At 49.9% G+C, this 21,341-nt stretch carries 25 protein-coding genes; 23 read left to right on the top strand and 2 right to left on the bottom strand.

The genetic code is table 11. The annotated features are described in order from the left end of the window. Positions 1–77: 77 nt before the first annotated feature. The 15 genes from NQ534_RS00780 to NQ534_RS00710 all read left to right on the top strand — a co-directional run bounded on the left by NQ534_RS00780 (position 78) and on the right by NQ534_RS00710 (position 9,024). The gene (locus tag NQ534_RS00780) at positions 78–323 is read left to right on the top strand and encodes a hypothetical protein (RefSeq protein ID WP_006860224.1); all 246 of its coding nucleotides are present in this window, start codon (positions 78–80) and stop codon (positions 321–323) included. A gap of 75 nt (positions 324–398) precedes the next feature. Further along, entirely contained in the window at positions 399–563 is a 165-nt protein-coding gene (locus tag NQ534_RS00775; RefSeq protein WP_006860225.1) for a hypothetical protein, read from the top strand. 57 nt (positions 564–620) lie between these two features. Then, positions 621–824, top strand: coding sequence for a hypothetical protein (locus NQ534_RS00770; RefSeq protein WP_040781513.1), 204 nt, complete (start codon positions 621–623; stop codon positions 822–824). A 58-nt stretch (positions 825–882) separates the two neighbouring features. Then, positions 883–1,467: an LbetaH domain-containing protein gene (locus NQ534_RS00765; RefSeq protein WP_006860227.1), complete on the top strand. Its 585-nt coding sequence runs from the start codon at positions 883–885 to the stop codon at positions 1,465–1,467. Beyond that, entirely contained in the window at positions 1,464–2,519 is a 1,056-nt protein-coding gene (locus NQ534_RS00760; protein WP_006860228.1) for a DNA cytosine methyltransferase, read from the top strand. The genes NQ534_RS00765 and NQ534_RS00760 overlap by 4 nt, the downstream gene beginning before the upstream one ends. Continuing rightward, a complete protein-coding gene (locus NQ534_RS00755; protein ID WP_330371597.1) occupies positions 2,455–2,691 on the top strand; it encodes a hypothetical protein in 237 nt (78 codons plus the stop codon). The genes NQ534_RS00760 and NQ534_RS00755 overlap by 65 nt, the downstream gene beginning before the upstream one ends. Positions 2,692–2,831: 140 nt before the next feature. Further along, positions 2,832–3,152, top strand: a complete 321-nt coding sequence (locus NQ534_RS00750) for a hypothetical protein (RefSeq protein ID WP_006860231.1) — start codon at positions 2,832–2,834, stop codon at positions 3,150–3,152. 85 nt (positions 3,153–3,237) lie between these two features. Further along, complete coding sequence (locus NQ534_RS00745; RefSeq protein ID WP_143115785.1) at positions 3,238–3,438, top strand: hypothetical protein; 201 nt, start codon at positions 3,238–3,240, stop codon at positions 3,436–3,438. A gap of 29 nt (positions 3,439–3,467) precedes the next feature. Beyond that, positions 3,468–3,866 (top strand): hypothetical protein, encoded by a 399-nt coding sequence (locus tag NQ534_RS00740; RefSeq protein WP_006860233.1) that lies wholly within the window; start codon positions 3,468–3,470, stop codon positions 3,864–3,866. Between the two features lie 129 nt (positions 3,867–3,995). Beyond that, on the top strand, positions 3,996–4,832 hold the full coding sequence (locus NQ534_RS00735; RefSeq protein WP_050778257.1) for a ParA family protein: 837 nt from the start codon (positions 3,996–3,998) through the stop codon (positions 4,830–4,832). Continuing rightward, on the top strand, positions 4,832–6,328 hold the full coding sequence (locus NQ534_RS00730) for a ParB/RepB/Spo0J family partition protein (protein WP_006860235.1): 1,497 nt from the start codon (positions 4,832–4,834) through the stop codon (positions 6,326–6,328). The genes NQ534_RS00735 and NQ534_RS00730 overlap by 1 nt, the downstream gene beginning before the upstream one ends. Beyond that, a complete protein-coding gene (locus NQ534_RS00725) occupies positions 6,328–6,615 on the top strand; it encodes a hypothetical protein (RefSeq protein WP_006860236.1) in 288 nt (95 codons plus the stop codon). The genes NQ534_RS00730 and NQ534_RS00725 overlap by 1 nt, the downstream gene beginning before the upstream one ends. Before the next feature lie 10 nt (positions 6,616–6,625). Further along, positions 6,626–7,147: a hypothetical protein gene (locus tag NQ534_RS00720; protein ID WP_006860237.1), complete on the top strand. Its 522-nt coding sequence runs from the start codon at positions 6,626–6,628 to the stop codon at positions 7,145–7,147. Next, positions 7,122–8,183, top strand: coding sequence for a replication initiator protein A (locus NQ534_RS00715; RefSeq protein WP_006860238.1), 1,062 nt, complete (start codon positions 7,122–7,124; stop codon positions 8,181–8,183). Before NQ534_RS00720 ends, NQ534_RS00715 begins: the two co-directional genes overlap by 26 nt. Before the next feature lies 1 nt (position 8,184). Further along, entirely contained in the window at positions 8,185–9,024 is an 840-nt protein-coding gene (locus tag NQ534_RS00710; protein WP_006860239.1) for a class B sortase, read from the top strand. 148 nt (positions 9,025–9,172) lie between these two features. Here the strand turns inward: NQ534_RS00710 and NQ534_RS00705 are convergent, their stop codons facing one another. Both NQ534_RS00705 and NQ534_RS00700 read right to left on the bottom strand, forming a co-directional pair. Continuing rightward, a complete protein-coding gene (locus NQ534_RS00705; protein WP_006860241.1) occupies positions 9,173–9,562 on the bottom strand; it encodes a PIN domain-containing protein in 390 nt (129 codons plus the stop codon). A 3-nt stretch (positions 9,563–9,565) separates the two neighbouring features. Continuing rightward, a complete protein-coding gene (locus NQ534_RS00700) occupies positions 9,566–9,841 on the bottom strand; it encodes a type II toxin-antitoxin system Phd/YefM family antitoxin (protein WP_040781518.1) in 276 nt (91 codons plus the stop codon). Between the two features lie 327 nt (positions 9,842–10,168). On the opposite strand from NQ534_RS00700, the gene NQ534_RS00695 reads away from it, so the two are divergent. The 8 genes from NQ534_RS00695 to NQ534_RS00660 all read left to right on the top strand — a co-directional run bounded on the left by NQ534_RS00695 (position 10,169) and on the right by NQ534_RS00660 (position 21,216). Next, entirely contained in the window at positions 10,169–10,462 is a 294-nt protein-coding gene (locus NQ534_RS00695) for a type II toxin-antitoxin system RelB/DinJ family antitoxin (protein WP_006860243.1), read from the top strand. Then, entirely contained in the window at positions 10,452–10,766 is a 315-nt protein-coding gene (locus NQ534_RS00690; RefSeq protein ID WP_006860244.1) for a type II toxin-antitoxin system RelE/ParE family toxin, read from the top strand. Before NQ534_RS00695 ends, NQ534_RS00690 begins: the two co-directional genes overlap by 11 nt. 629 nt (positions 10,767–11,395) lie before the next feature. Beyond that, positions 11,396–14,788: an MSCRAMM family protein gene (locus NQ534_RS00685; RefSeq protein WP_040781522.1), complete on the top strand. Its 3,393-nt coding sequence runs from the start codon at positions 11,396–11,398 to the stop codon at positions 14,786–14,788. Positions 14,789–14,845: 57 nt separating this feature from the next. Beyond that, positions 14,846–15,154: a hypothetical protein gene (locus NQ534_RS00680; protein ID WP_143115784.1), complete on the top strand. Its 309-nt coding sequence runs from the start codon at positions 14,846–14,848 to the stop codon at positions 15,152–15,154. Positions 15,155–15,167: 13 nt separating this feature from the next. Next, complete coding sequence (locus NQ534_RS00675) at positions 15,168–16,058, top strand: type IV secretion system protein (protein WP_006860249.1); 891 nt, start codon at positions 15,168–15,170, stop codon at positions 16,056–16,058. An 18-nt stretch (positions 16,059–16,076) separates the two neighbouring features. After that, on the top strand, positions 16,077–16,502 hold the full coding sequence (locus tag NQ534_RS00670; RefSeq protein WP_006860250.1) for a PrgI family protein: 426 nt from the start codon (positions 16,077–16,079) through the stop codon (positions 16,500–16,502). After that, entirely contained in the window at positions 16,477–18,984 is a 2,508-nt protein-coding gene (locus NQ534_RS00665) for a VirB4-like conjugal transfer ATPase, CD1110 family (protein WP_006860251.1), read from the top strand. The genes NQ534_RS00670 and NQ534_RS00665 overlap by 26 nt, the downstream gene beginning before the upstream one ends. Positions 18,985–18,987: 3 nt before the next feature. Further along, complete coding sequence (locus NQ534_RS00660; protein ID WP_006860252.1) at positions 18,988–21,216, top strand: C40 family peptidase; 2,229 nt, start codon at positions 18,988–18,990, stop codon at positions 21,214–21,216. Positions 21,217–21,341: the final 125 nt, after the last annotated feature.

The raw sequence follows: 21,341 nt of genomic DNA, 5'->3' as shown, positions 1-21,341 counted from the left end.
TAATATGGCTAAAGCATTCAGTAGGAGAACAGCATTTTAGAAAAATTGAAAGCAGGAGCAATGAGAGGAGGACTAACATGCCAGTTATCAAGAAATCAGACGAGGAAATAAGGTATGCGCTAATGAAGGGGAATATTCTGAAGCGTATGGAGGCATATCAAGTAACAGATAAGCAGATGGCACTGGTTACTGGTATGGCAGAAAAGACATTCGCGCAGAAGAAAAATCATCCGGAGAGATTTACATATCCGGAGGTGATACGGCTGTGCCGGAAACTGAAGTTTCCGGATAATGAAATACTTGAAGTAATCCGTCAGCAATAAAGCAGACAGCGTGTCATAAATGACACATTGAATATAAACCGTAAGAAACAATTTAATGAAAGAGGGAATGGTCGTATGGCAGCAAAGTTTGAATTTTATCTGTCTGAGGAAGATTTTGACAGGCTATATGAAATTAAGAGGGAACGGGGCAAAAGTGATATGTCCGGTAATGAATTCGCGAAAGAACTTCTGGAGAAGGAAATACACCGCCTGCATCCTGGAATAGTCGGGGATGAATGAACTCTGGTGTGTCATCTGATAAACACGATGAAAGAAAGGTGTAGTGAGGGAGATATTATGTTTGAGAAATACCAGAAGTTATTTGGAGCGTATTTAAAAGATTGCAAAGAAGCACAGGCAAAAAGCTTAAAAGGGAGTAAGGAGTATAGCAGCTGGTGTATGACGCAATTACTTGGAATAATTACATTTTTGGAATTTGCCGAAGTTATCAATCAGGATACAGCAGAGTTTGAAAGAGCACGGATTGAAAGAGATTTCTGAATATAACAAACGTACCAGTATGCTTGCTGCCTGGAAGTAGCGAAGGAGAAAAGAGACAATGAAGAAATTTGAAATGACGGAAGAAACCATAACCCGGTCCGGAAAAAAGCTGTTTAGGGTAAAGGCACTGATATCCTTTGGGAATGTCCGGGAGGGAGAAATGGGAGGGTTTATCGAAAATGAGAATAATCTTTCCCATGATGGTGAAGCATGGGTATATAAAGAAGCAGAAGTAAAAGATGATGCGATGATACTGGATAATGCATGGGTATATGGGAATGCAAAAGTAGGTGGCAATGCCAGAATCTGCGGGGATGCTGAAATATATGAAAATGCCAGCGTGGATGATGAAGCATATGTCGGCGGCGATGCAAAAGTAGGCGGAAATGCCCATTTATGCAGAGACGCGCTGGTATGCAGCGATGCTGATTACGTGTGCATCCGCGGGCTTGGGTCCAGTAACCGTACAGCAACATTTTTCCAGACCAGAAATGGAATCGGCGTAAGCTGCGGATGCTTCAGCGGGACATTACAGGAATTCCGGGAACGCGTAAAAGAAAGACATGGTAACAGCAGATATGCAAAAGAGTATTTTATGGCAGCGGATTTAATGGAGCTGCATTTCGAAAGGCATGAAAAATGACAGACGGTCTGATTATTGATTTATTCGCAGGCGGAGGCGGAGCTTCCACCGGTATCGAAATGGCACTTGGTCGTCATGTTGATATAGCGGTAGACCATGACCCGGAAGCAATCCGGATACATAAAACAAACCATCCGGGCACGCTGCACCTGACAGAAGATGTATTCCGGGTTAATCTGCAGGAATACGTGAAAGGACGGCATGTGGCGCTGATGTGGGCATCACCGGACTGCACGCAGTTTTCCAGGGCAAAAGGAGGAAAGCCGCGTGAGAAAGGACAGCGCGTACTGCCGTGGGCAGTACATATGCATGTGGCAGCATTAAAACCGGATGTAGTCATCATGGAGAATGTAGAAGAAATCCAGAAATGGGGACCGCTTGACGGGAACGGATATCCTGTCTGGGAGCGCGCCGGGGAAGATTATAAAAAATTCATCTGTGCGATGTCTGCACTCGGATATGTTTCTGACAGCAGGGAACTGGTGGCGGCAGACTATGGGGCACCGACGACACGGAAACGCTGGTATGCAGTTTTCTGGCGGGATGGCAGAGCTGTCACCTTTCCAGAGAGAACGCACAGCAGGGGCGGCATAAACGGACTGAAGCCGTGGGAACCAATCTGTAAATATCTGGATTTGCAGGATTTCGGGAAATCCATTTTCGGACGGAAAAAGCCTCTGGCAGAAAACACCATGAAACGTATCGCGCGCGGTCTGGGAAAATTTGTGTCTGATAATCCGGAAACTTTGAATTCGGATATTCCTGCGGTGCTGCAGGAAATGTTCGGGGGGGGGCAGCCAGTGCAGGGAACCAGCAGAGGAAATACTCCGGAAATGCACATGGACGTCACAGTATATCATGGAGTATTACGGATGCGGCACCGGGCAGGGTATAAGGGAACCACTGCATACAATAGTGACGAAAGAACGGTTTGCGTTAATCACAGTGGCTGGGAACAGACATGTAATACAGGATTTTTTTCTGCGGATGCTGAAGCCGCGGGAACTGATGCTGGGACAGGGGTTTCCGGAAGACTATATCATGGACCATGATTATACGGGGAAACGGATTCCGGTAAGCCAGCAGGTAGCAAAAATAGGAAACAGCGTGGTCCCGGTCATGGCACAGAAACTGGTGGAAGTGAACTGCCCTTATCTGAAAAGCAGGACACGCATGGAAAATCCGTGTATGGATTACAGTGAACCGCAGAACCGGTTTGCTTGAGAGGGAGGCGGGAATGAAAAAATCATGGGATGACATAATTCTGGTAATTCTTGCAATACTGACAGTATTTATCCATGCAGCAGCTATGATACTGAAAATGCTCAGAATCATTTATCTGTATGTGAAATAAAAGTATACACATGGATACAAAAATCATGCCGGATGCTGCCGGAAAAGAATATGGAAAACTGCCGTCTATGACCAGAAAGTGGTATCCGACAGAAAGAGAGGAAGAAATGGTAAGTGACAATGACGTATTAGGTTTTTGCATTATTTTAGGAGTAATAGCATTTTTCATTGCAATGGTTCTCTATATTTTTAATCTTTATTTATATATAGAGAAAGAAAAGCTGAATTGGCACCAAATACCTTGGCAGGTCCTTGCGATGGTGTTTTGTCGGAGCATCTTTATAGGAGCATTTACGTTTGAAATAGTATTGATTTATTTTTTGTATATATAGTTGTAAGCTGCCCCAAGAAAGATTTGGACAAATAAGACGGTTGAGCAGGTGTTGGAAAGTAGAAAAAATGAACGGAGGACAGGAAATGAAAATTTTAGAGCAGATTTTACAGGAGATTGTGGCAGATTACGAAATACCATTTTTCAAAACAGAAGCAGAAGGACGGGCTTATATGCAGGGGAAAACGGTACAGGCAAATGAAGATAGAAGAATCATCCGCTCCTACATGGAAGATGATGGGGATTCCGGTGTAAAACAGATGGATAAATACAGGACACTGCAGTAAAAAGCCAGGAAAGATGATGAGGTGGGAATATGGAAGAGCGATGTATCATTTGCGGGGAAATTATCCCGGAAGGGAGACAGGTATGCCCAGGATGTGAAGCAAAGTATGTTTGTGAAAATATGGAAAGTGAAAAAGAGGCAGTTATCAAAAAGAAGCTGATTGGGAAAATTGAAGTAAAGGATTATTTTATAGATGAACATGGTGAAAAGGTACATTACAGCTTGGCGGAAATGCAGCTATTTCTGCGCGCAAAATATCAGCCGCTGGATAATGAACACGCATATGATTTCCAGAAACTAGATATAAGGACATTGAATAGTATTGTAGACTATATTGCTTTTCTAAAGGCAAAAATTCCGGAATGGCGAATACATGAAACTAACAGTTCAGCGAAAAAACTACATAACCGGAATTATTTGCAGCCATAAAAGAAGGGTAGTCCATATAAATTGTTAGGAAGTATTCAGAACGAAAAGAGCACTTCCGCGCAGAATATTCGATGGAGGATTCAGATTATCCAGGTAAAACTATTGAAAGTACAGAGAGGGGAAAGAGAAATGAAAACGATTGTATTTCTGAATAACAAAGGAGGCGTGGGCAAGACCGCATCTGTCACCACAATCGCGCATATGCTTGCGGCAAGGCACGGGATGCGTGTCCTGGTGGCAGATATTGACCCGCAGGGGAATGCAAGCAACCTGTTTGGTACGACGGATTTTATCCAGCTGATAAAAGCGCGCAGGGAGGATGTACGCAGAAAGGAAACATACCATATCGGGGATTTGCTTGTCAGTACGGAGCTGGACCCGCGCGAGGTGATAAGGAAAACAGCTTACGATGGTCTGTGGCTGCTCCCGTCCTATCCGACGCTGGCAGCCATTGAAGAAAAGCTGAAAGCGGATATCCGACATCCGCAGCAGTTCCGGCTGAAGGAGCAGCTTGACAGGGTAAGAGGGGACTATGATTTCTGCCTGATAGACTGCGCGCCGTCTCTCTCAATCCTTAATATCAACGCCCTTGTTGCGGCGGATGAGGTGTATATCCCGACACTGACAGACGACGGCAGTCTGTTCGGGATAGAGCTGACGATGACAGAGCTGGTGGATGAGGTAAAGCGGTATGCAGGGAATCTTTCCGTAGGCGGGATATTTTTCACGAAATTCCGCTCAAAGCTGGGCATCAGCCGGTATGCACAGGAGCTGCTGGATGCTGTTTACAGTGAGCTGATTCTGCCGTTTACAATCAATGAGAACGTGGCAGTGGCGGAGTGCTCGCACAAGCATATGCCGCTGCTTGCATATGACCCTGGCATGAAGGTGAAGGCAACAAGGGATTATGCCGCGCTGACAGCCTATATTGCAGCAAAACAGGAAGCGGAAGGGAGAAATGCATAATGGGAAAATTTGGTGTGGTAAGTGACCTTCTGTCGGATGTGAGTGTGGCAAAGACAGGAAGAGATATGGACACTGTCTGGATTCCGAGGGAACGCATACGGAAAAATCCGAGAAACGGTTATGAAATCAGCAACGTGCAGGAGCTTGCGGAGGATATTGCAAGATGCGGGCTGGCGCAGCCGCTGGAGGTGACGCCTGCAGAAGACGGAAACTATCTTCTGATTACCGGGGAACGCAGGCTGACGGCGCTTGATGATCTGATAGACAGGGGAATCTGGAAGAAGGATATCCCGTGCTTTGTCCGTACAATGGCGTATTATGACCTGCCGCTGTCTGCGCAGGAAAAGGAAATGTATGCCATCCTGCGGACAAACTGCCTGAACCGGGACAAGTCGGACGCGGATTTGTATTTTGAGGTGACGGAATGGGGAAAAATCATATCGGAGCTGAAGCAGAAAGGATATAAGCAGATAAGCACGGATTCCGGGAACATCAGTCTCCGGGGACGCACAAGGGAGATTGCCGCGGCGCAGGTGCATATTTCGACCGGGCAGGCTGCAAAGATTGAAAGAATACAGAAACACGGACATGAAAAGCTGCAGGAAGCTGTGAGGAAAGGACGCATACGCCTTGCGGCAGCCTATAACGTGTCATTAATGACACAGGAGGAACAGGAGGCTTTTCTGGAACAGTGCGCCGGGAAAGAGAGCATCCGGCAGGAGGAACTGGAAAACTTCCGGAAAAATGCAGAAAAGGAGCAGCAGAATCTCCAGGAGGAACTGGTGCGGGAATTCTGCACGCGTAACAGCCGGGAAACACAGAAAATGCTGGAGTGCTGCAGAAGGGAGAAGGACACACGGAAAAAAGCGGAAGCGGTCCGGAGGGCAGTGTCCCCGCATGGTTCCATGTATTCGTCCGGCAGGGATTATGCGTGGCGGTTCGGGAACTCTGCAGAAGGAATCTCCCTGCAGGTGGAAAACAGACACGCATGTATGAGCTATGTCCGTTTTGTACGGATACTGGAAAAGCTTTATGATGGTCTGTCCGGGATGCAGAAGGATACGGAAAGTGGCGGTCCGGAAACCGTCCCGGAGGAAGAAGGGAATGCCCTGGCAGGAGAAGAAAAAGACATCCCGGCTGCTACGGGTATGACGGAAGGAAGGGGCAGCCTGCCGGAGCTGAAAAATAACCAGCAGCGGAGGGAATGGCTGCAGAGGTATAAGGAATGGGGACTGTGGTACCGCGACCCGAATATCGACGTCAATTATTACCGGTATATATTTCCGGACGGAACGGAGCTGGTGGCTGCGGAATATCCCTGCAGGGAGCATTACTGGAGTGACGGGGCATGCGACGAGGTCTTTTACCATCTTCTTGAGAAAAAGACGAAAAACCACAGGGGTCAAATATTTGACGGGAAATATCGCGAGGAGATTACCGGCGAGACGGAGCTGGTAAATTTCCTGAGAATCCAGGCTGGAAGGAGTGAAAAATAGTGGAGAAAAAACTGACAGTAAGGCTGGACACGGGGTATGAGTACCACAGGCTGGTACTGGAGAAAATCAGCGCGCGCGACAGGAACCGGTATAAAACACTGGCAGATTATATCTGCGAAGCGGTGGCTGCATTTGAAGAGCCGGAAGAAAAGCCGGGCAGGGTGCTGCTCACGGAGGAGGACAGGCACCTGCTCTGCAGGGAGATTGTGGCTGCGATGCGGCAGGAGCCTGCAGGAACAGCAGACGGGGAGCAGGAAAGCACAGCACAGCAGAAACCGGGATATTAGGAGAAAAGGCATGATATTCGGACCCATGACAGAACAGCAGATGACGGATTACCTGAAAGGGATGGACGGGCTGAAGTGCCGGATAGCAGAGCGCAGGGACCGGCTGTACAGGCAGGTCGAAACGCTGGAAGAGTGCATTGAGCGGAATACATTCCGCCATCCGGAGGAGGGCGGGACGGCAGCACCGCCCGGCGGCGGGGATAAGCTTTACCGCATCTGGAAAAAGACAAGGCAGGATATCGAGCGCGAAATCGGGGACATGGCGTACCAGTTCATGCAGCTTGAGCAGGAGGAAGAAAAGCTGGCATATGTCTGCCGGTGCCTGGATATGCTGTATCTCCCACAGAGGGAGCTGATTGAAGAGCTGTACATACAGGGCGTGTCATGGACAGCTTTTGCGCGTGAACACTGCATCAGTATTGCCACACTGGGGCGGAACCGCAGGAATGCCATGAACAGTCTGCTGGAATTATATAATTTCAGATTCCGGGAACGGGGAGAAAAGGATGGAAAACACAGTAAGGCAGTTTGATTATTTTTATACAGAGGAAGCAGACCAGTTTACATTTTACCGGATACCGAAGAAACTTTTTACGGAGCGGATTTTCCGGGAGCTGTCCTGTGAGGCGAAGGTGCTGTACGGGCTGATGCTTGACCGGCTGTCCTTAAGCCGCAGGAATAACTGGATTGACGGACAAGGAAGGGTATACATAGTCTACGGACGCAGGGAAGCGGCAGAAGAGCTTGGCTGCGGTGAGAAAAAGGCAGGAAGGATTATCAGCGAGCTGGCAGATACCGGTCTGATTGAAAAGAAACGGCGCGGGCAGGGAAAACTTAACCTGTTCTATGTGATGAATTTCAACAGGCTGCTGGAGAAAGCGGCTGCAGCACCGGAAAGAACGGTCCCGGAAGGGCAGGCGGACTGTCCGTGTGACAGGGACACGTGGAAATATAAGGCTGCAGAAGGGGAAGAAGAGCCTTTCCAGAAAGGTCAGAATGACACATCTGGAAAGGTCAGAACGACCGCTCAGAGAGAGAAGGGTCAGAATGACACATCCAGAAAGGTCAATCCGACCGCTCTGGAAGGGTCAAAACGACCGCCTAATAAGACTGATAAGAATAATACTGACGTGAGTGATAATAATCCATCTATCCATCCATCTGTCAGTCATCTGCGGAACGGGGAGAAGAAAGGAGACGAGAAAAACCTGATACGGAGAAGGCTTGATTATGATGTGCTTGTACATGACATGCCGCAGTCTGCCAGCCTGCTGGATGAGATTGTGGACCTGGTTGCAGATGTCATGAATGCCCCGCCGGATGCCAGGAAAAAGATAGACGGGATAACCATGCCCTGCAGCGACCTGCAGGAACAGTTCGGCAGGCTGGACATGTCACATATCCGGTATGTCCTGGAGTGCGTGGAAGAAGCGGGCAGGACATGCCGCATCAGGAACATAAAAGCCTATCTGCTGACGGCACTGTACAATGCGCCGATGACGATAAACAGCTATTACAGCGCAATGGTAAACCACGACCTATATAAGGGCATGGCGGAAGGAGGATAAGGTGAAAGCAGCAAAAGTAATCGCAGTGCTGTCGGCGGGATGTCTGATTGCCGGTACGGTACTGCTGGCATGTACAGAATACGGCTACCGGAAAGGAAGGCAGGAATATGCGCTTCTGCAGGAAAAATACATAAGCCGGACAGCAGGGATGGAAGACGCGGACGGCTCTGCATCCGGAACCACGGGACTTTCCACGGGCAGGTCATCCGGAGAGGAGGAAAGCGGTATCCTGCCTGCAGATGCTCCGCAGCCGTCTGTGCCAGACTGGGGCGGTCTGCAGGAAGAGAGCGGGGATATTGCCGGATGGATTGAACTGCCTGCCGTCGGGATATCCTATCCTGTCCTGCAGGGAGAGGATAATGAAATTTACCTGCATCACGATATCCGCGGGGAGTATCTGTTTGCCGGAAGTATTTTTCTTGACAGTGAATCATCCCCGTCCTTCCGGAATCTGAATACGGTCATTTATGGGCATAACATGCGCGATGGCAGCATGTTTGCACGGCTGAAGGAATATGCGGACAGCGCGGTATGGGAGGAATGCCCGTATTTCTGGATTTATACGCCGGAAGCGTCCATCCTGTACCGTATCGGCAGTGTGCATACGGCAGATGCATCCGGAAGCACTTATCTCATACGTTTCCCGGACAGCCGGACCTATACAGACTGGCTGGAGCAGATGCTGGAATGCTCTGCCCTGGAGACCGGTGCACAATGGACGGAAGAAGACAGGATTGTGACGCTGTCTACGTGTACCGGGCAGGATGGGCAGAGGTGGGTCGTCCAGGGAGCAAAAGCTGCGGAGCTGGGGGCACAGCAGAAGAATACTGGGAATGAATAAGGAATCTGGAAAAAATCTGAAGGGGCGATAAATTGGACGGCAGAAACAGGTCCCCGCCGGAACCGGCAGACATATATCAGAAACAGGGACTCAGAAGAAAATATATCACGGGAAACAGGCTGCGCGCGATTACAGGCGCGCAGTGTGTTTAGAAATAAAGCTGATAGAAATCAGCAACTGTGGTAATACAGTTATCCTGCGGATAGTGCTTTATGTTTCCAATGATAAGTGGAGCGTAGCAGAATTTTGCTACCTCATAAAACTTCTTATCGCTTTCGTCAGTAAAGGGGATTTTCGGTAATGGCTCTGCGATGACAGATATGCCATTTTTAATAATGGGTTCCAACAGGCAGACGACTTCCCATTCGGAAAATCCGAACTTTGGTCTGCGCAGGACGTTGTTGTATTCACCAAGGATACGGTAATCATAGCAGGCAGTAAATCTGCGGCTGATTACCGCATTTAAAATGGCGACCGGCTTACTGGAGGGTGACCAGAGCGCAGAAACGAGGACGTTGGTGCCTAACACAATATTCATAAGCTATTCCCCGTTTCTGACAGCTTCAATCTCCGCCTTGATTTCTTTTTTGGACATAATGCCGCGAGAGGAAGCTTTGCTTCGCAGATTGTTGAAGGCAATCATGGCTTTTGCCTGACGGACAGCCTGCACAACTTCGTCAAAGCAGTCCGCAGGGATATCAATCATTAAGGCTGCCGGTTTTCCATTGTTGGTGATGACCACCTCCCCGCCTGCGGAAAGATTATCCCATAAGCTTTTGGTTTCGTTTCTTAAATCGCGTACAGAATAGAAATTCATAAATAGCACCTCCTTGTTATTAGTGTACACGATTAAGTCCCCCAAATAAACGGATTGTGCATTGGTTAATAAAAAATTTACAATGCATATTTCCATGCCGACATGAGTCAGACGGGGTATTTTTTTACTCTGCTTTTTTCAGCATGAATGGCGAAAAGAACTGGAAATAGTTGGAAGTGATGTTTCCGGCTATTTTTTTGTCTTTTTATTTCCATTTGTATGATTTTACATAAGCAACAATGCTAAATCATTACAAATGTATTGACGTGGCACTATTTGTTTGCTATTCTTATAGTATAAATAGAGTAGATGCAGGAGGTGACGTAAATGGCAAGTACGATTCAGGTAAGAGTAGATGATGATTTAAAAGCAAAGTCAGATGCTTTGTTTAAGGATTTAGGAACAGATACCACAACTGCAATTCGTATGTTTTTAACACAGGCGTTGGCAGTAAATGGTTTTCCTTTTGAAATAAGGAGGGCAAATGCAAATCCATATGGAGCATTGACAGAACATGAAATATTAGATAAGCTGGAAAAATCACGTGAGCACGCAGCACATGGAATGTATAAGGATGCGACAGAAGTTTCTCGTAATATGAGGGAAAAATATGGATTATAAAGTAGTAGTTACAAGAGACGCAGAAGAGGACTTAGAGCGTTTTATTAAATATCTTTTGATTGAGAAAAAAAGTACGCAGGCGGCAGAAAACCTGCTGAATGATTACGATATAACAATCGAAAGTTTAAAACATGTGGCAGGAAGTTTGAAGCTGTGTGATAACCCAAGACTTCGTCAGTTAGAATATCGACGCATTAACTTCTTAAATCACAGATATTTTATGCTATATCGCATCATGGATAATGTAGTATTTGTGGATAGTATTTTTCATGAGTTGCAGGACTATGAAAATAAGATGTATTAGTCATGGTGCAGAGAGACAAATTACAGGTTTGCCGGGCTGATTGTCCACAGGGATAGCGAGCATCGGATTGTGTCAGGGAGACTTTTTCCATCTGGTCTGTGCAATACGAAATACCCGGCACTGCATATTGTCAATATCAATATCACGTTCACTCATCAGATATCCCTCTTTTGAACATCTATACTGTAACAAAGCACAGAAAAAAATACACTGCACGGCTGCACTTCTGACTGGCGAAAATAACTCGAAATAGCTGGAAATGACGTTTCCAGCTATTTTTCTGTCTTTTTATTTCCATAAGTATTCCTTAATAAAAAAATAAGATTAAGTGGATAAGTTGAGAATCTGTGAGAATACTATTGTCTGACTTTTTAATAACTTAAACACTACTTAATAAAAAAATAAGAAACGTGTGGATAAGTTGAGAATCCATGAGAATGTTCTTGTGCTACACTTGGAAACATGAAAATGGGATGGAAACAGAGGACTGCAGAAGCGGTCCTTTTTTCATGCCTTTTTCACGCCTGGCTGACGGGGCGTAGAGTACGGCAGCAGCGACCGGCGCCGTCTGAAAAGCTCCGGGGTGGAAATCCGACAGACAACTATACAGAGCAGGGAGGCTTAACAGATTGGAGAGAAAGAAGAAAAGGAAAAGGGCTGCATCATTTGCCGCCGCGCTGCTCATGGCAGTTTCCAGCATGGGGCTGCCTGTCCCTGCAGCAGACGGATACGGGGAGAGCAGGGCTCCGGATATGATGGCAGGGACAGCAGAGGAAACGGAGGCAGAAACAGAAGATATGACGTATTATACCGTTACCCTGCCGTATTATGACGGGTGCAGCTATGATTTTGATGAAGAGAGAGTGCAGGAAACGGGAGAGGAGGACGAGACGGCAGGGTACAGGAAGGATAATCCGGAGGAAAAACAGGACACGGTGCTGCGGTACCGGGCAGAAGAAGCGGTGGAAATACTTATTAAACCGGCAGACGGCTTAAAGCTTTCGGAAGCTTATGTGCGAAGCTCAGAGGACAGGGGCAGCAGCCATGCTTATACCATGACAGACGCGCCGGAGAATACCTACAGGATGGAGTTTACCATGCCGGAAGAGGACATCCGGCTGGAGCTGGTATTCGGGGAGAAAGAGCAGGAAGAAGAGACACAGGTCCCGTCAGAGACATACCAGATGGAAACAGACCAGACGGGTGATACCCTGCAGGAACCGGGAACAGAACCTTTACAGGAGGATGCTGACGCGCAGGGAGAAGAAACGGACGAATGGACAGAAACGGAGCAGACAGGACAGATGGATGCCGTGCAGACGGATGCAGTGCCGGTAGAAACGGAAGCAGAGACAGACACGGACGGTCTGCCGCTGCAGGGAAGCATTGTACAGATGTCTTCTGTCACAATTCCGTATGATACCTGGGATTTTGACCCTTACAGTGATTTCCGCGGGATTACGTATGACGGGGACCAGTTTTCCATTGAGTTTATTTCTGACAATGTTATCTATGATGAGGCAGGTGTATATGACTGCATTTACAGGGTGAAGGACAACGGGAGCGGAAAAATTTGGTTTGTCCTCCGCCCTGTTGTCGTATCAGAAGAAGGAATATTTATACCGGAGACGGTAACGGAGGTGGAAACGGAGCCGCAGACAGAAACAGCGTCCGAACCGGAAACAGAGCTGCAGACAGAAACAGTGTCCGAACCGGAAACAGAGCTGCAGACAGAAACAGTGTTCGAACCGGAAACAGAGCTGCAGACAGAAACAGTGTCCGAACCGGAAACAGAGCTGCAGACAGAAACAGTGTCCGAACCGGAGACGGAGCCACAGACAGAAGAAGCGTCTGAACCGGAGACGGAGCCGCAGACAGAAGCAGAATCTGAAACGGAAACACAGACAGAAACAGAACCTTTTATGAGAGAGGTAAAAATCGTAAAGAAGGACCTTTATACCGGAAGCCCGCTTGCCGGTGCGCAGTTCCGGATACTTGACGGGGACGGGAAGGTGCTCCTGATGAAGGATAACCAGAATGACGGTGAGCTGACGGATACCGTTACCACGGATGATAAGGGAGAAATCCTCCTGCCAGAGCCTCTGGAAGAAGGAAGGTATACGCTGGAAGAGGTAAAAGCGCCGGAAGGCTATCTCCTGTCAGAAGCGCTGGAGTTTTCCGTAAGTAATGACGGTGATGAAGGAGAACAACTGGAGGTGGAAAGCACTGGAAAACCGCAGACAGGCAGCATCAGTATCCATGTAACGGACGGGGAAGGAGCAGCTGCCGGGGAAGGATTTTCCTTTGAGATTTCTGTTGCGGAGGATATCACGGACCCGGCAGGGATTATCCGGACAATGGATACCGCGGACGGAACTGTAGAGCTGCGTAAGGGAACAGTGGCTGCTGTCATCAGTACCGGTACGGATGGCACTGCAGTGGCAGAAAACCTGTATCCGGGAAGCTACTGCTATACGGAAACTGCTTCAGCAGACTGTTACGCGGCAGATACAGAACTGTATACGGTGGAGCTGCCCGGCAGGGAAAGTGCCAGTGAGATGAGGAAGGATGTAACTGTGGTAAACAGAAAAACATTCTTTGAGCTGTATAAGGTTGATGTGGAAGCAGACGGAAACGGGGATGTCCCGCTTGCAGGTGTTTCTTTCTGCATCTTTACATCAGAAGGAATGGAGGAAGAAAAAGCTGCGCGCGCAGAAGCAGTTATCGGAGAGCTGCAGGGAACCGGAATGGACAATATACAGCACAGACAGGAGCTGCTGGATGAGCTTACGGCAATGGAACCGGGCAGGGTATGCACGACAGATGAAAACGGACGTATCAGTATCAGTGATTTCCGCCATGATGCCGTGTATTACTTCTACGAAACGGCAGCCATGCCGGGATATAACAGGGATACCGGAATCTACCAGTTTGAAGTGGATGCGCTGGGACTGGTCAGCGGGAATGCCGGATATTCCGTGAAGCTGTCAGGGACGGCAAACCTGCTTGACATACAGAAAACGGATGCCGCGGGACAGAATGTGCTTGCAGGGGCAGCGCTGCAGCTGGAAGATGAAGCGGGAAATCTGGTCGAGGCATGGACTTCCGCGGAAGAGCCGCACAGAATCAGAGGACTGTCTGCAGGAACATACACGCTGTCAGAAACGCGTGCCCCGGAGGGATATGCGCTGGCAGAGGACATCACGTTTACCCTCACAGACAGCCTGGAAATCCGCAGGATTGTCATGAAGGATGAATTGTTGACAGTATCCTTCCGCAAGCTGGATGAATCCGGAAAAACAGCGGTGGCAGGCGCAAGGCTGGCTGTCCTGGATGAAAGCGGGGAGAAGCTTGCAGAATGGGTGACAGACCAGGAAGCATACCGGCTGAACCTGCCAGCGGGAAGTTACCGTCTGGAGGAGCTGGAAGCACCGGAAGGATATGCAAAGGCGGAAACGGTAAGCTTTGAAGTAAAGCCGGATAAGGCACTGTTGGAGGTCACCATGTATGGCAGGCTGATACAGGCGGCAGTATCCAAGCAGGATATTACAGACAATAAAGAACTGCCTGGAGCCAGACTGATACTGCGGGATACGGAAGGAACAGAAATTGACGAATGGGTATCCACGGAGGAACCGCGCGTGATGAACCTTGCCGCAGGAAAGTACGTGCTGGTGGAGGAGACTGCGCCGGAAGGTTATGAGCTTGCGGAAAAGCTGGAATTTGAGGTGACAGACAGCATGGAGCTGCAGACCTTTGTCATGTACGATACACCGAAAGAGAAGAAAATCAATCTGACGGGGAAAACGCACAATGAGACGAAAACAACTGGCGGAAGTACCGCAGCGGCAGGAGGAAATCCTGCAGCGCAGGGCGGTACCGCCACGGGGACAGCGGTCAGGGCGGCAGGCGCTCAGACAGGTGATTTTAACCGGTATCTGCCTGCGGTCATCATAATCCTTGCGGGAGCCGCCGGGCTGGCAGCAGCCGCAGTGCTGCACAGGAAAAACAGGAAACACTGAAACATGGGCGTGTCACGGATGACACGCTCATTTCATTACAGAATGGAGAGAAAGGACATGAAAAAGAAACAGAATATCAGAAGAATTTTACAGATACTGATGGTGACAGCAGTAATGGCTGCCGCCCTGTGTATCACAGCCTCTGCCGAGGATGCTTCCGGGCTTGGCGCAAAGATGAACACAATATACCAGCTTGTCATGTCAGTTGTCCAGGGCATCGGGCTAATCCTGATTGCATTCGGACTGATGGATTTCGGACCGGGCATCAGCCAGCATGATTCTGCGCAGCAGCTCCAGGGACTGAAAAAGATGGGCGGCGGCGCGGCGATGCTGCTCGGACCACAGATTATCCAGCTCTTGAGCTGACAGGAGGCAGCCTATGGGATTTCTGGATGATATCGTAAAAGGACTGGGGGACGGACTTCTGGGCTGCGGGGAGTGGTTCCTGCAGGGAGGTGTAAGCTTCTGGAGGGCGTGCAGTAATGTAACGCTTACCTACCTGGAGAAAAACCCGGCATCGCAGACAGAAGCATGGGGAATCGTTACCGGAAATATCTTTTCGGTAGCGCTCGGCATTGCCGGGACACTGGCGCTTATATTCATGCTCCTGGGCTGGGTGCGGGACAGCATCGACATCCGGACGACCTTTACGCTTGATAATATTTTCAAGGAATTCATCCGGCTCGCCCTGACTTTTTCACTGCTCACAAACTGCCTTGCAATCATAACCGGTGTGACGGAATGCTCGACCGCGCTTGTAATGAAGGTCAGTCCGGAGGTGACGGTGGAGGAAGAACAGGATGCTTTTGATGAGCTGCGGGAGGAAATGGATGCAGACGATGCCGGGGCGCTGGAATGGATTGGCATGGGTATTGGAGGACTTATCTGCGGGCTTGTGGGCGGAGCAACGATTATTGTATGCGGGATGAACCTGGTACTTGCTGTGATGTCCAGGATGTTCAAAGTGCTGCTATGTATTCCCTTTGCACCGCCTGCCCTGGCAGGCTTTGCGGGCGGGGGTGGCTTTTCACAGATGGGGATATCCTGGCTGAAGTCGTTTATCGGATACGGGCTGGAGGCGGTAGTGATTGCACTTGCAATCTCAATCAGCTTCGGGATGTTTTCAGATGCCAGCCTGTTTAGTACGGATGATGCCACCGGGGTGGTGCGGCTGATACTGCTTACCTGTGACTATTGTATGCCGATGCTGACTGCTGTTGCCTGTGTGAAGGGTGCGGATACGGTCGTCAGACGCTGCATGGGATTTTAACCAGAGAGGAGGACTGCAATGCAGATACCAGTAAACAAGAATATTGATGTCTATAAAGATGATTTTTTCCGGGGTCTGTCCATGAAGGAAACCATTACGGCGGCAGCGATGATACTGTCCGGCACGGCAGGTTTTCTATTTTTCTATATGTACCTCGGACTGCCGCAGACAGTGGCAATGTACTGTATGCTGCCGCTGCCGATGGTTATCGGGGTGGCGGGCTTCCTGCGGATACGCGGCAGGTCGCTGCCGGAGTATCTGAAAAGCAGGCGGAAAATCATGGACACACCGGTTTACTACTTCCGTCCGCGGATACTTGAAGAGGCGGAGCCGCACACAGACGGATGGCAGCATACCGGCACCGGAAAGGGCAGAAAAAGGAAGATTTACCTCGGAGAGGATGGGGAACTGACAGGCAATGAAAAAGAGCATGAAGGATTATAAGGAGCTGACGCAGAAAGTCTATCCGGTGCCGGAACGCGTCCAGGAGCTGATACCGGTTTACCGGATAGCGGAGGACGGGATATTTGAGCTGGAGAAGAAACCGGAGGATGCGGACCGGCTGTTTGATAAGGCATATCTGTTCCTGGATACGAATTTTGCCACAATGGATGACTATGAGAAGGAAGATTTCCTGAAGCTGTACTGTACGGTCCTGAACAGCATGTCGGTAAGCTTCAAGATAGAGATTATTAACAATAACTGGAATATGGACAGGGTAAGACAGGATATTTTCCTGCATAACCGCGACGGACGTTTCGGGGAAATGGTGGAATCACTTAACAGGCATATAGAGGATTCGATGATGAAAGGACGTGCAGGCATTGAGCAGGTGCGTCTTTTCATTATCACCTGCAGACGGAAAAACATTGAGCAGGCACGGAATTATTTCGTTTCTGTGGAAGCAAACCTGGCGGTGAATTTTGACCGGATGCAATCCGGACTGGTTCCCTTAGATGCGACAGAACGCCTGCGTTACCTGCACGCATTTTACCGGCAGGGACAGGAAACAAAGTATGATTTTGACTTTAAAACTGCCATCCGCAGGGGAACAGACTGGCGGGATATCATATCACCGGCGGTAGTGAAGCATTACCAGGACGAATACGGTACCTTTGACGGCATCACCGTCCAGATGGACGGGACTTACGTGCGGGCACTCTATGTACCGCAGCTTCCGAATTCCATTGAGCCGGGTATCATACAGAAGCTGATGTCCGGTCCGTATCATGTCATCCTGACACTGGATACGGCTGCCATCCCGAAGCAGGCGGTAAAGAAACGTCTGATAGACCTTTACGTGCAGAACGCGCGTGCAATCGAGAAACAGCAGCAGACAAGAAACAAGGCGATGGCGTGGTCGTCCGATATTACGTATGAGCGGCGCAGGGAGCGGGATGAGCTGGAAAACTATATGGATATCGTGAATGAGAATGATGAAAAAATGTTCTATCTGGGTATCTATGCTGTTATCAGCGCCGGGAGCAAAAAACAGCTTGAAAATGACGTGACAGCTTTCTGCAGCATGGCGGAGGGAGAAGGCTTCAGCTTTGAACCTGCCATCTGGGAGCAGATAGAGGCAATCAATACGGCGCTTCCGACCGGCGCGCGTTTCTGCAGCGTCATGCAGCCGGTCTTCACGCAGCCGCTGTGCGCGCTGACACCGTTTGTGGTGCAGGAGCTGTACCAGCCGGGAGGACTGTTTTATGGTATCAACCAGGTAAGCAAAAATGTGCTTATCGGAGACCGTAAGCTCCTGAAAAACGGCAACGGCTTCATCCTCGGCATTACCGGCGGAGGAAAAAGCGTGGAGACCAAAATGGAGATTATCCAGGTATACCTGCATACAACGGACGATATTATTATCATCGACCCGCAGAACGAATACCGGGATATCGTGGATTATCTTGGCGGGACATTTATCGATTTCGGGGCGGAGAGCGGTCATTATATCAATCCGCTGGATACCGGTACCTATGAGTACATGGAGAGCAAACGGAAATTCATCGCAGACAAGACAGAACTGATGCTGGCAATTTTCTCCCAGATACTGGAATATGAGATATCCGCCCAGGACAAGTCGCTGATAGGGCGCTGTGTCCGGGAGGTTTTTGCAGACATGGATGATAAAACGGGAAGGAAGAAAAGGCAGCCGCCCACACTGGTTGAATACTATGAATGTATGAAACGCCAGAGGGAACCGCAGGCAGCCCAGCTTGCACTTGCACTGGAGCTGTTCGTATCCGGGTCACTGGATATGTTTGCGCGGCAGACAAATGTGGATACACGGGCACGTCTGACAGCATACGGAATGGAAAATCTTGGAAAAGAGCAGTCAGCTACGGGCATTACGGTCATGCTGGAGGGTATCCGTTCCCGCATCGCCGAAAATGCCGCAAAAGGGAGAGCAACGCGGCTGTATGTAGAGGAATTCCACAACCTGGCAGGAGACCCTTATTCAGCAAATATCCTTGAAAAGAGGTGGAAGGAGGTCCGTAAGATGGGCGGTCTGTGTACCGGTATAACCCAGAATATCCGTGACCTGACGCAATCAAAGGCAATAGAAACAATGCTGTGCAACAGTGAATACCTGTCGCTGCTCTGCCAGTCGGATATTGAGATTGATATTTTCCGGCGCATTTTCGGAATATCGGAAAACCTGCTGGCTTACCTGAAGAATGCAGAATCCGGCTGCGGTCTGTTAAAATTTGGCGACAGATATATCCCGAAGGATGGAAGGATACCGAAGGACAGCGAAATGTACCGGCTGTTTAACACGAACTTCCATGAAATCCAGGCACAGAAACGGAAAAAGCAGCGCACAGGCAGCCTGCAGAAACAGGTGGATGCGCTGCCGGAGCTTGTGCTCTCTGAGGCAGAGGCACATCCTACAGAGGCAGAGCAGATATACCAGAGGAAGGGATGATGCATGGAGCTGCGCAAAGAAAATGAAGCACCGGAAATCCGGCTGGAAAGCACGGATATCCGGCGGACCGGAGCCGCCATAAGGCAGGGAAGAAGGGCTGCCGGAGCGGGCGCAGGAGGTGTGGCACGGGCTGCGGGAGCTGCCAGGAATGCCGTAAAATATGTTGCGCTGGACAGACAGCAGAAAAAAGCACTGGATTATCTGTCCGGCGAACAGATGAAGCAGTGGAAATCCTACAGCAGACGGGAACAGAAAAGGATTCTTGCCAGTGCCGCGCGGACGGCGGAAAAATGGGAGCGGACCGGCATGGTGCAGGGTGGATGGAACAACGCAGAGGCTGCAGCAGATACCATACTGCCGGAACAGGAAACAGGGATGCCGGATATTACAGCGCAGCGGCAGAAAATGCCGGTTGCCGCAAAAGCAGAAAAGACTCCGGTGCGGAACAGGGCAGAAAGAAATGAGCGTTTCCGGATGGTACGCGTGAAGACGGGATATCCGGACGCCCTCCGGGAAGGACGCAGAAAGCCGCCGGTTATCGTAAAGGCAGAGCTGACAGCGGCAATGCGGCAGACGGAAGGGCAGGCTGTGTTTTTAATGCCGCATGGAAGGGTTGTCAGGCGGGCTGTCACCGGGGCGGAGGGACAGAAAATACCGGTTTCCATAAAAGCAGAAAGGACTTTTATACGGAGCAGGACAGAAGAAAACGGGCGTTTCCGGTCAGTATATGCGGAAACGGGACATCAGGATATCTTCCGGGAAAGACGCAGAAAGCCGCCGGTTATCGTAAAGGCAGAGCTGACAATGGCACGGAAGAAAAAGGATGGACAGACTGTTTATTTCCTGCCGCGCGGGAGGGCTGGCAGACGGGCTGCCGCTGCAGAGGAAGGGCAGAAAGTGTCATCCGGGAAATACCTGGGTTTTGCCCTGTACAGGAAGATGGATGCACTGCCGCGGGGACGCCATATTGTGAAGGGCGTACATGGCGGGGATGTGGTCTTTTATGAGCCGCGCAGGGACAGAGCTGTAAAAAAAGCAGACCGGATTATGCGCGACCAAAGAAAGGCGGCGAAGCGTGAAGCCGGGAAGGAAAAGGTATTCTGGCGGACATTTACCAGTATGCTGGACAGGGATATCCGCAGGAAAGAGCAGATGGACCAGGTACACAGGCGGGAGAGGATGGAGCTGGCGGAGCATGAAGCTGAGACGCACCGGCGGGTATCCCGCACGGTGTTTTTCCTGCCGCGCGCGGCAGCGGAAATGTTCCGGCAGAAGCTCATCATAGCACTGCAGAAAGCGGCGGCAGGCATGTTGAAATTTCTTGCCCCGGCACTGGTGCCGCTGCTGCTGGTGATTATCCTTGTGGCGGTCATGGGCTGCCTGCTTGGCGGAATTTCCGGCAGCAACGGATATTCGGCAGCCGGTCAGGAAATTGTCGCATACGCGGAGCAGTTTATCGGCGTCACAAAATATGTATGGGGCGCAGGACGCGGAGGCGGGGATGACTGGCAGGATTACGCGGACTGTTCCTCTTTTGTGCATGGCGTGTTTGCACATTTTGGTTATGAAATCGGCGGGGTTACATATGACATGATAAATTCCGGGACGCTTGTCAGCAGTATCGAAGAGGCAGTGCCGGGAGACATTATCCTGTTCATTGATGGCAGCTCTCCGGAGCATGTGGGGCTGTATGCCGGTGACAACCGGATGATACACTGCGCAGGGGGACCGGAGAACTATTCACCGGCAACGGCAGGTACCGGCGTCTGCTGGGGGAATCCGTACAGCGACGGACGCCCGTTCCAGGTACGCCGTATCGTCCAGGATGTGGTGTACGGTGAAGGAGGTCACAGAAAAGACCGGACAAACTATACACAGGCACAGAAGGAACTCATCTGGGCAATCGTGGCGCAGGAGGATAACGGCAGCTACGAGGGAGCCCTTGCAGTCATCAGCTCGGCAATGAACCGGACGGATTCCCCCTCCTGGTCCTTCTGCGGGAGCAACGCGCTGGAGCAGCTTACCGCACCGGGACAGTACTGTTACAGTATTGACAATTACTGGAGGGCAAGGCTTAACGGCAACGTGCCGGATTACGTAAAAAGAGCGGTAAGCGACTGTCTGGACGGAGGCGTGCGCAACCATCCGTATACCTGCTTCCGCAGCACAAAGGGAAGCGCAACGGGACCGGATGCCGTACAGATTGGCGGGAACTGGTTCTTTGGAAATTAGAGAGGACAGGAATTTTCAGAAAGCTTGATAACAGCCGGGAAATGAACCGGAGGAAAGGAGAAAACAGGCATGGATATTAAACCGGACAAAAACAGGAAAAGCAGGGAAACACGAAAGGATGAACA

Source organism: Marvinbryantia formatexigens DSM 14469, from assembly GCF_025148285.1.
Classification (GTDB): Bacteria; Bacillota; Clostridia; order Lachnospirales; family Lachnospiraceae; genus Marvinbryantia; species Marvinbryantia formatexigens.
The sequence above is the reverse complement of the archived record's forward strand: the minus strand, read 5'-3'. Positions and strand labels throughout refer to the sequence as shown.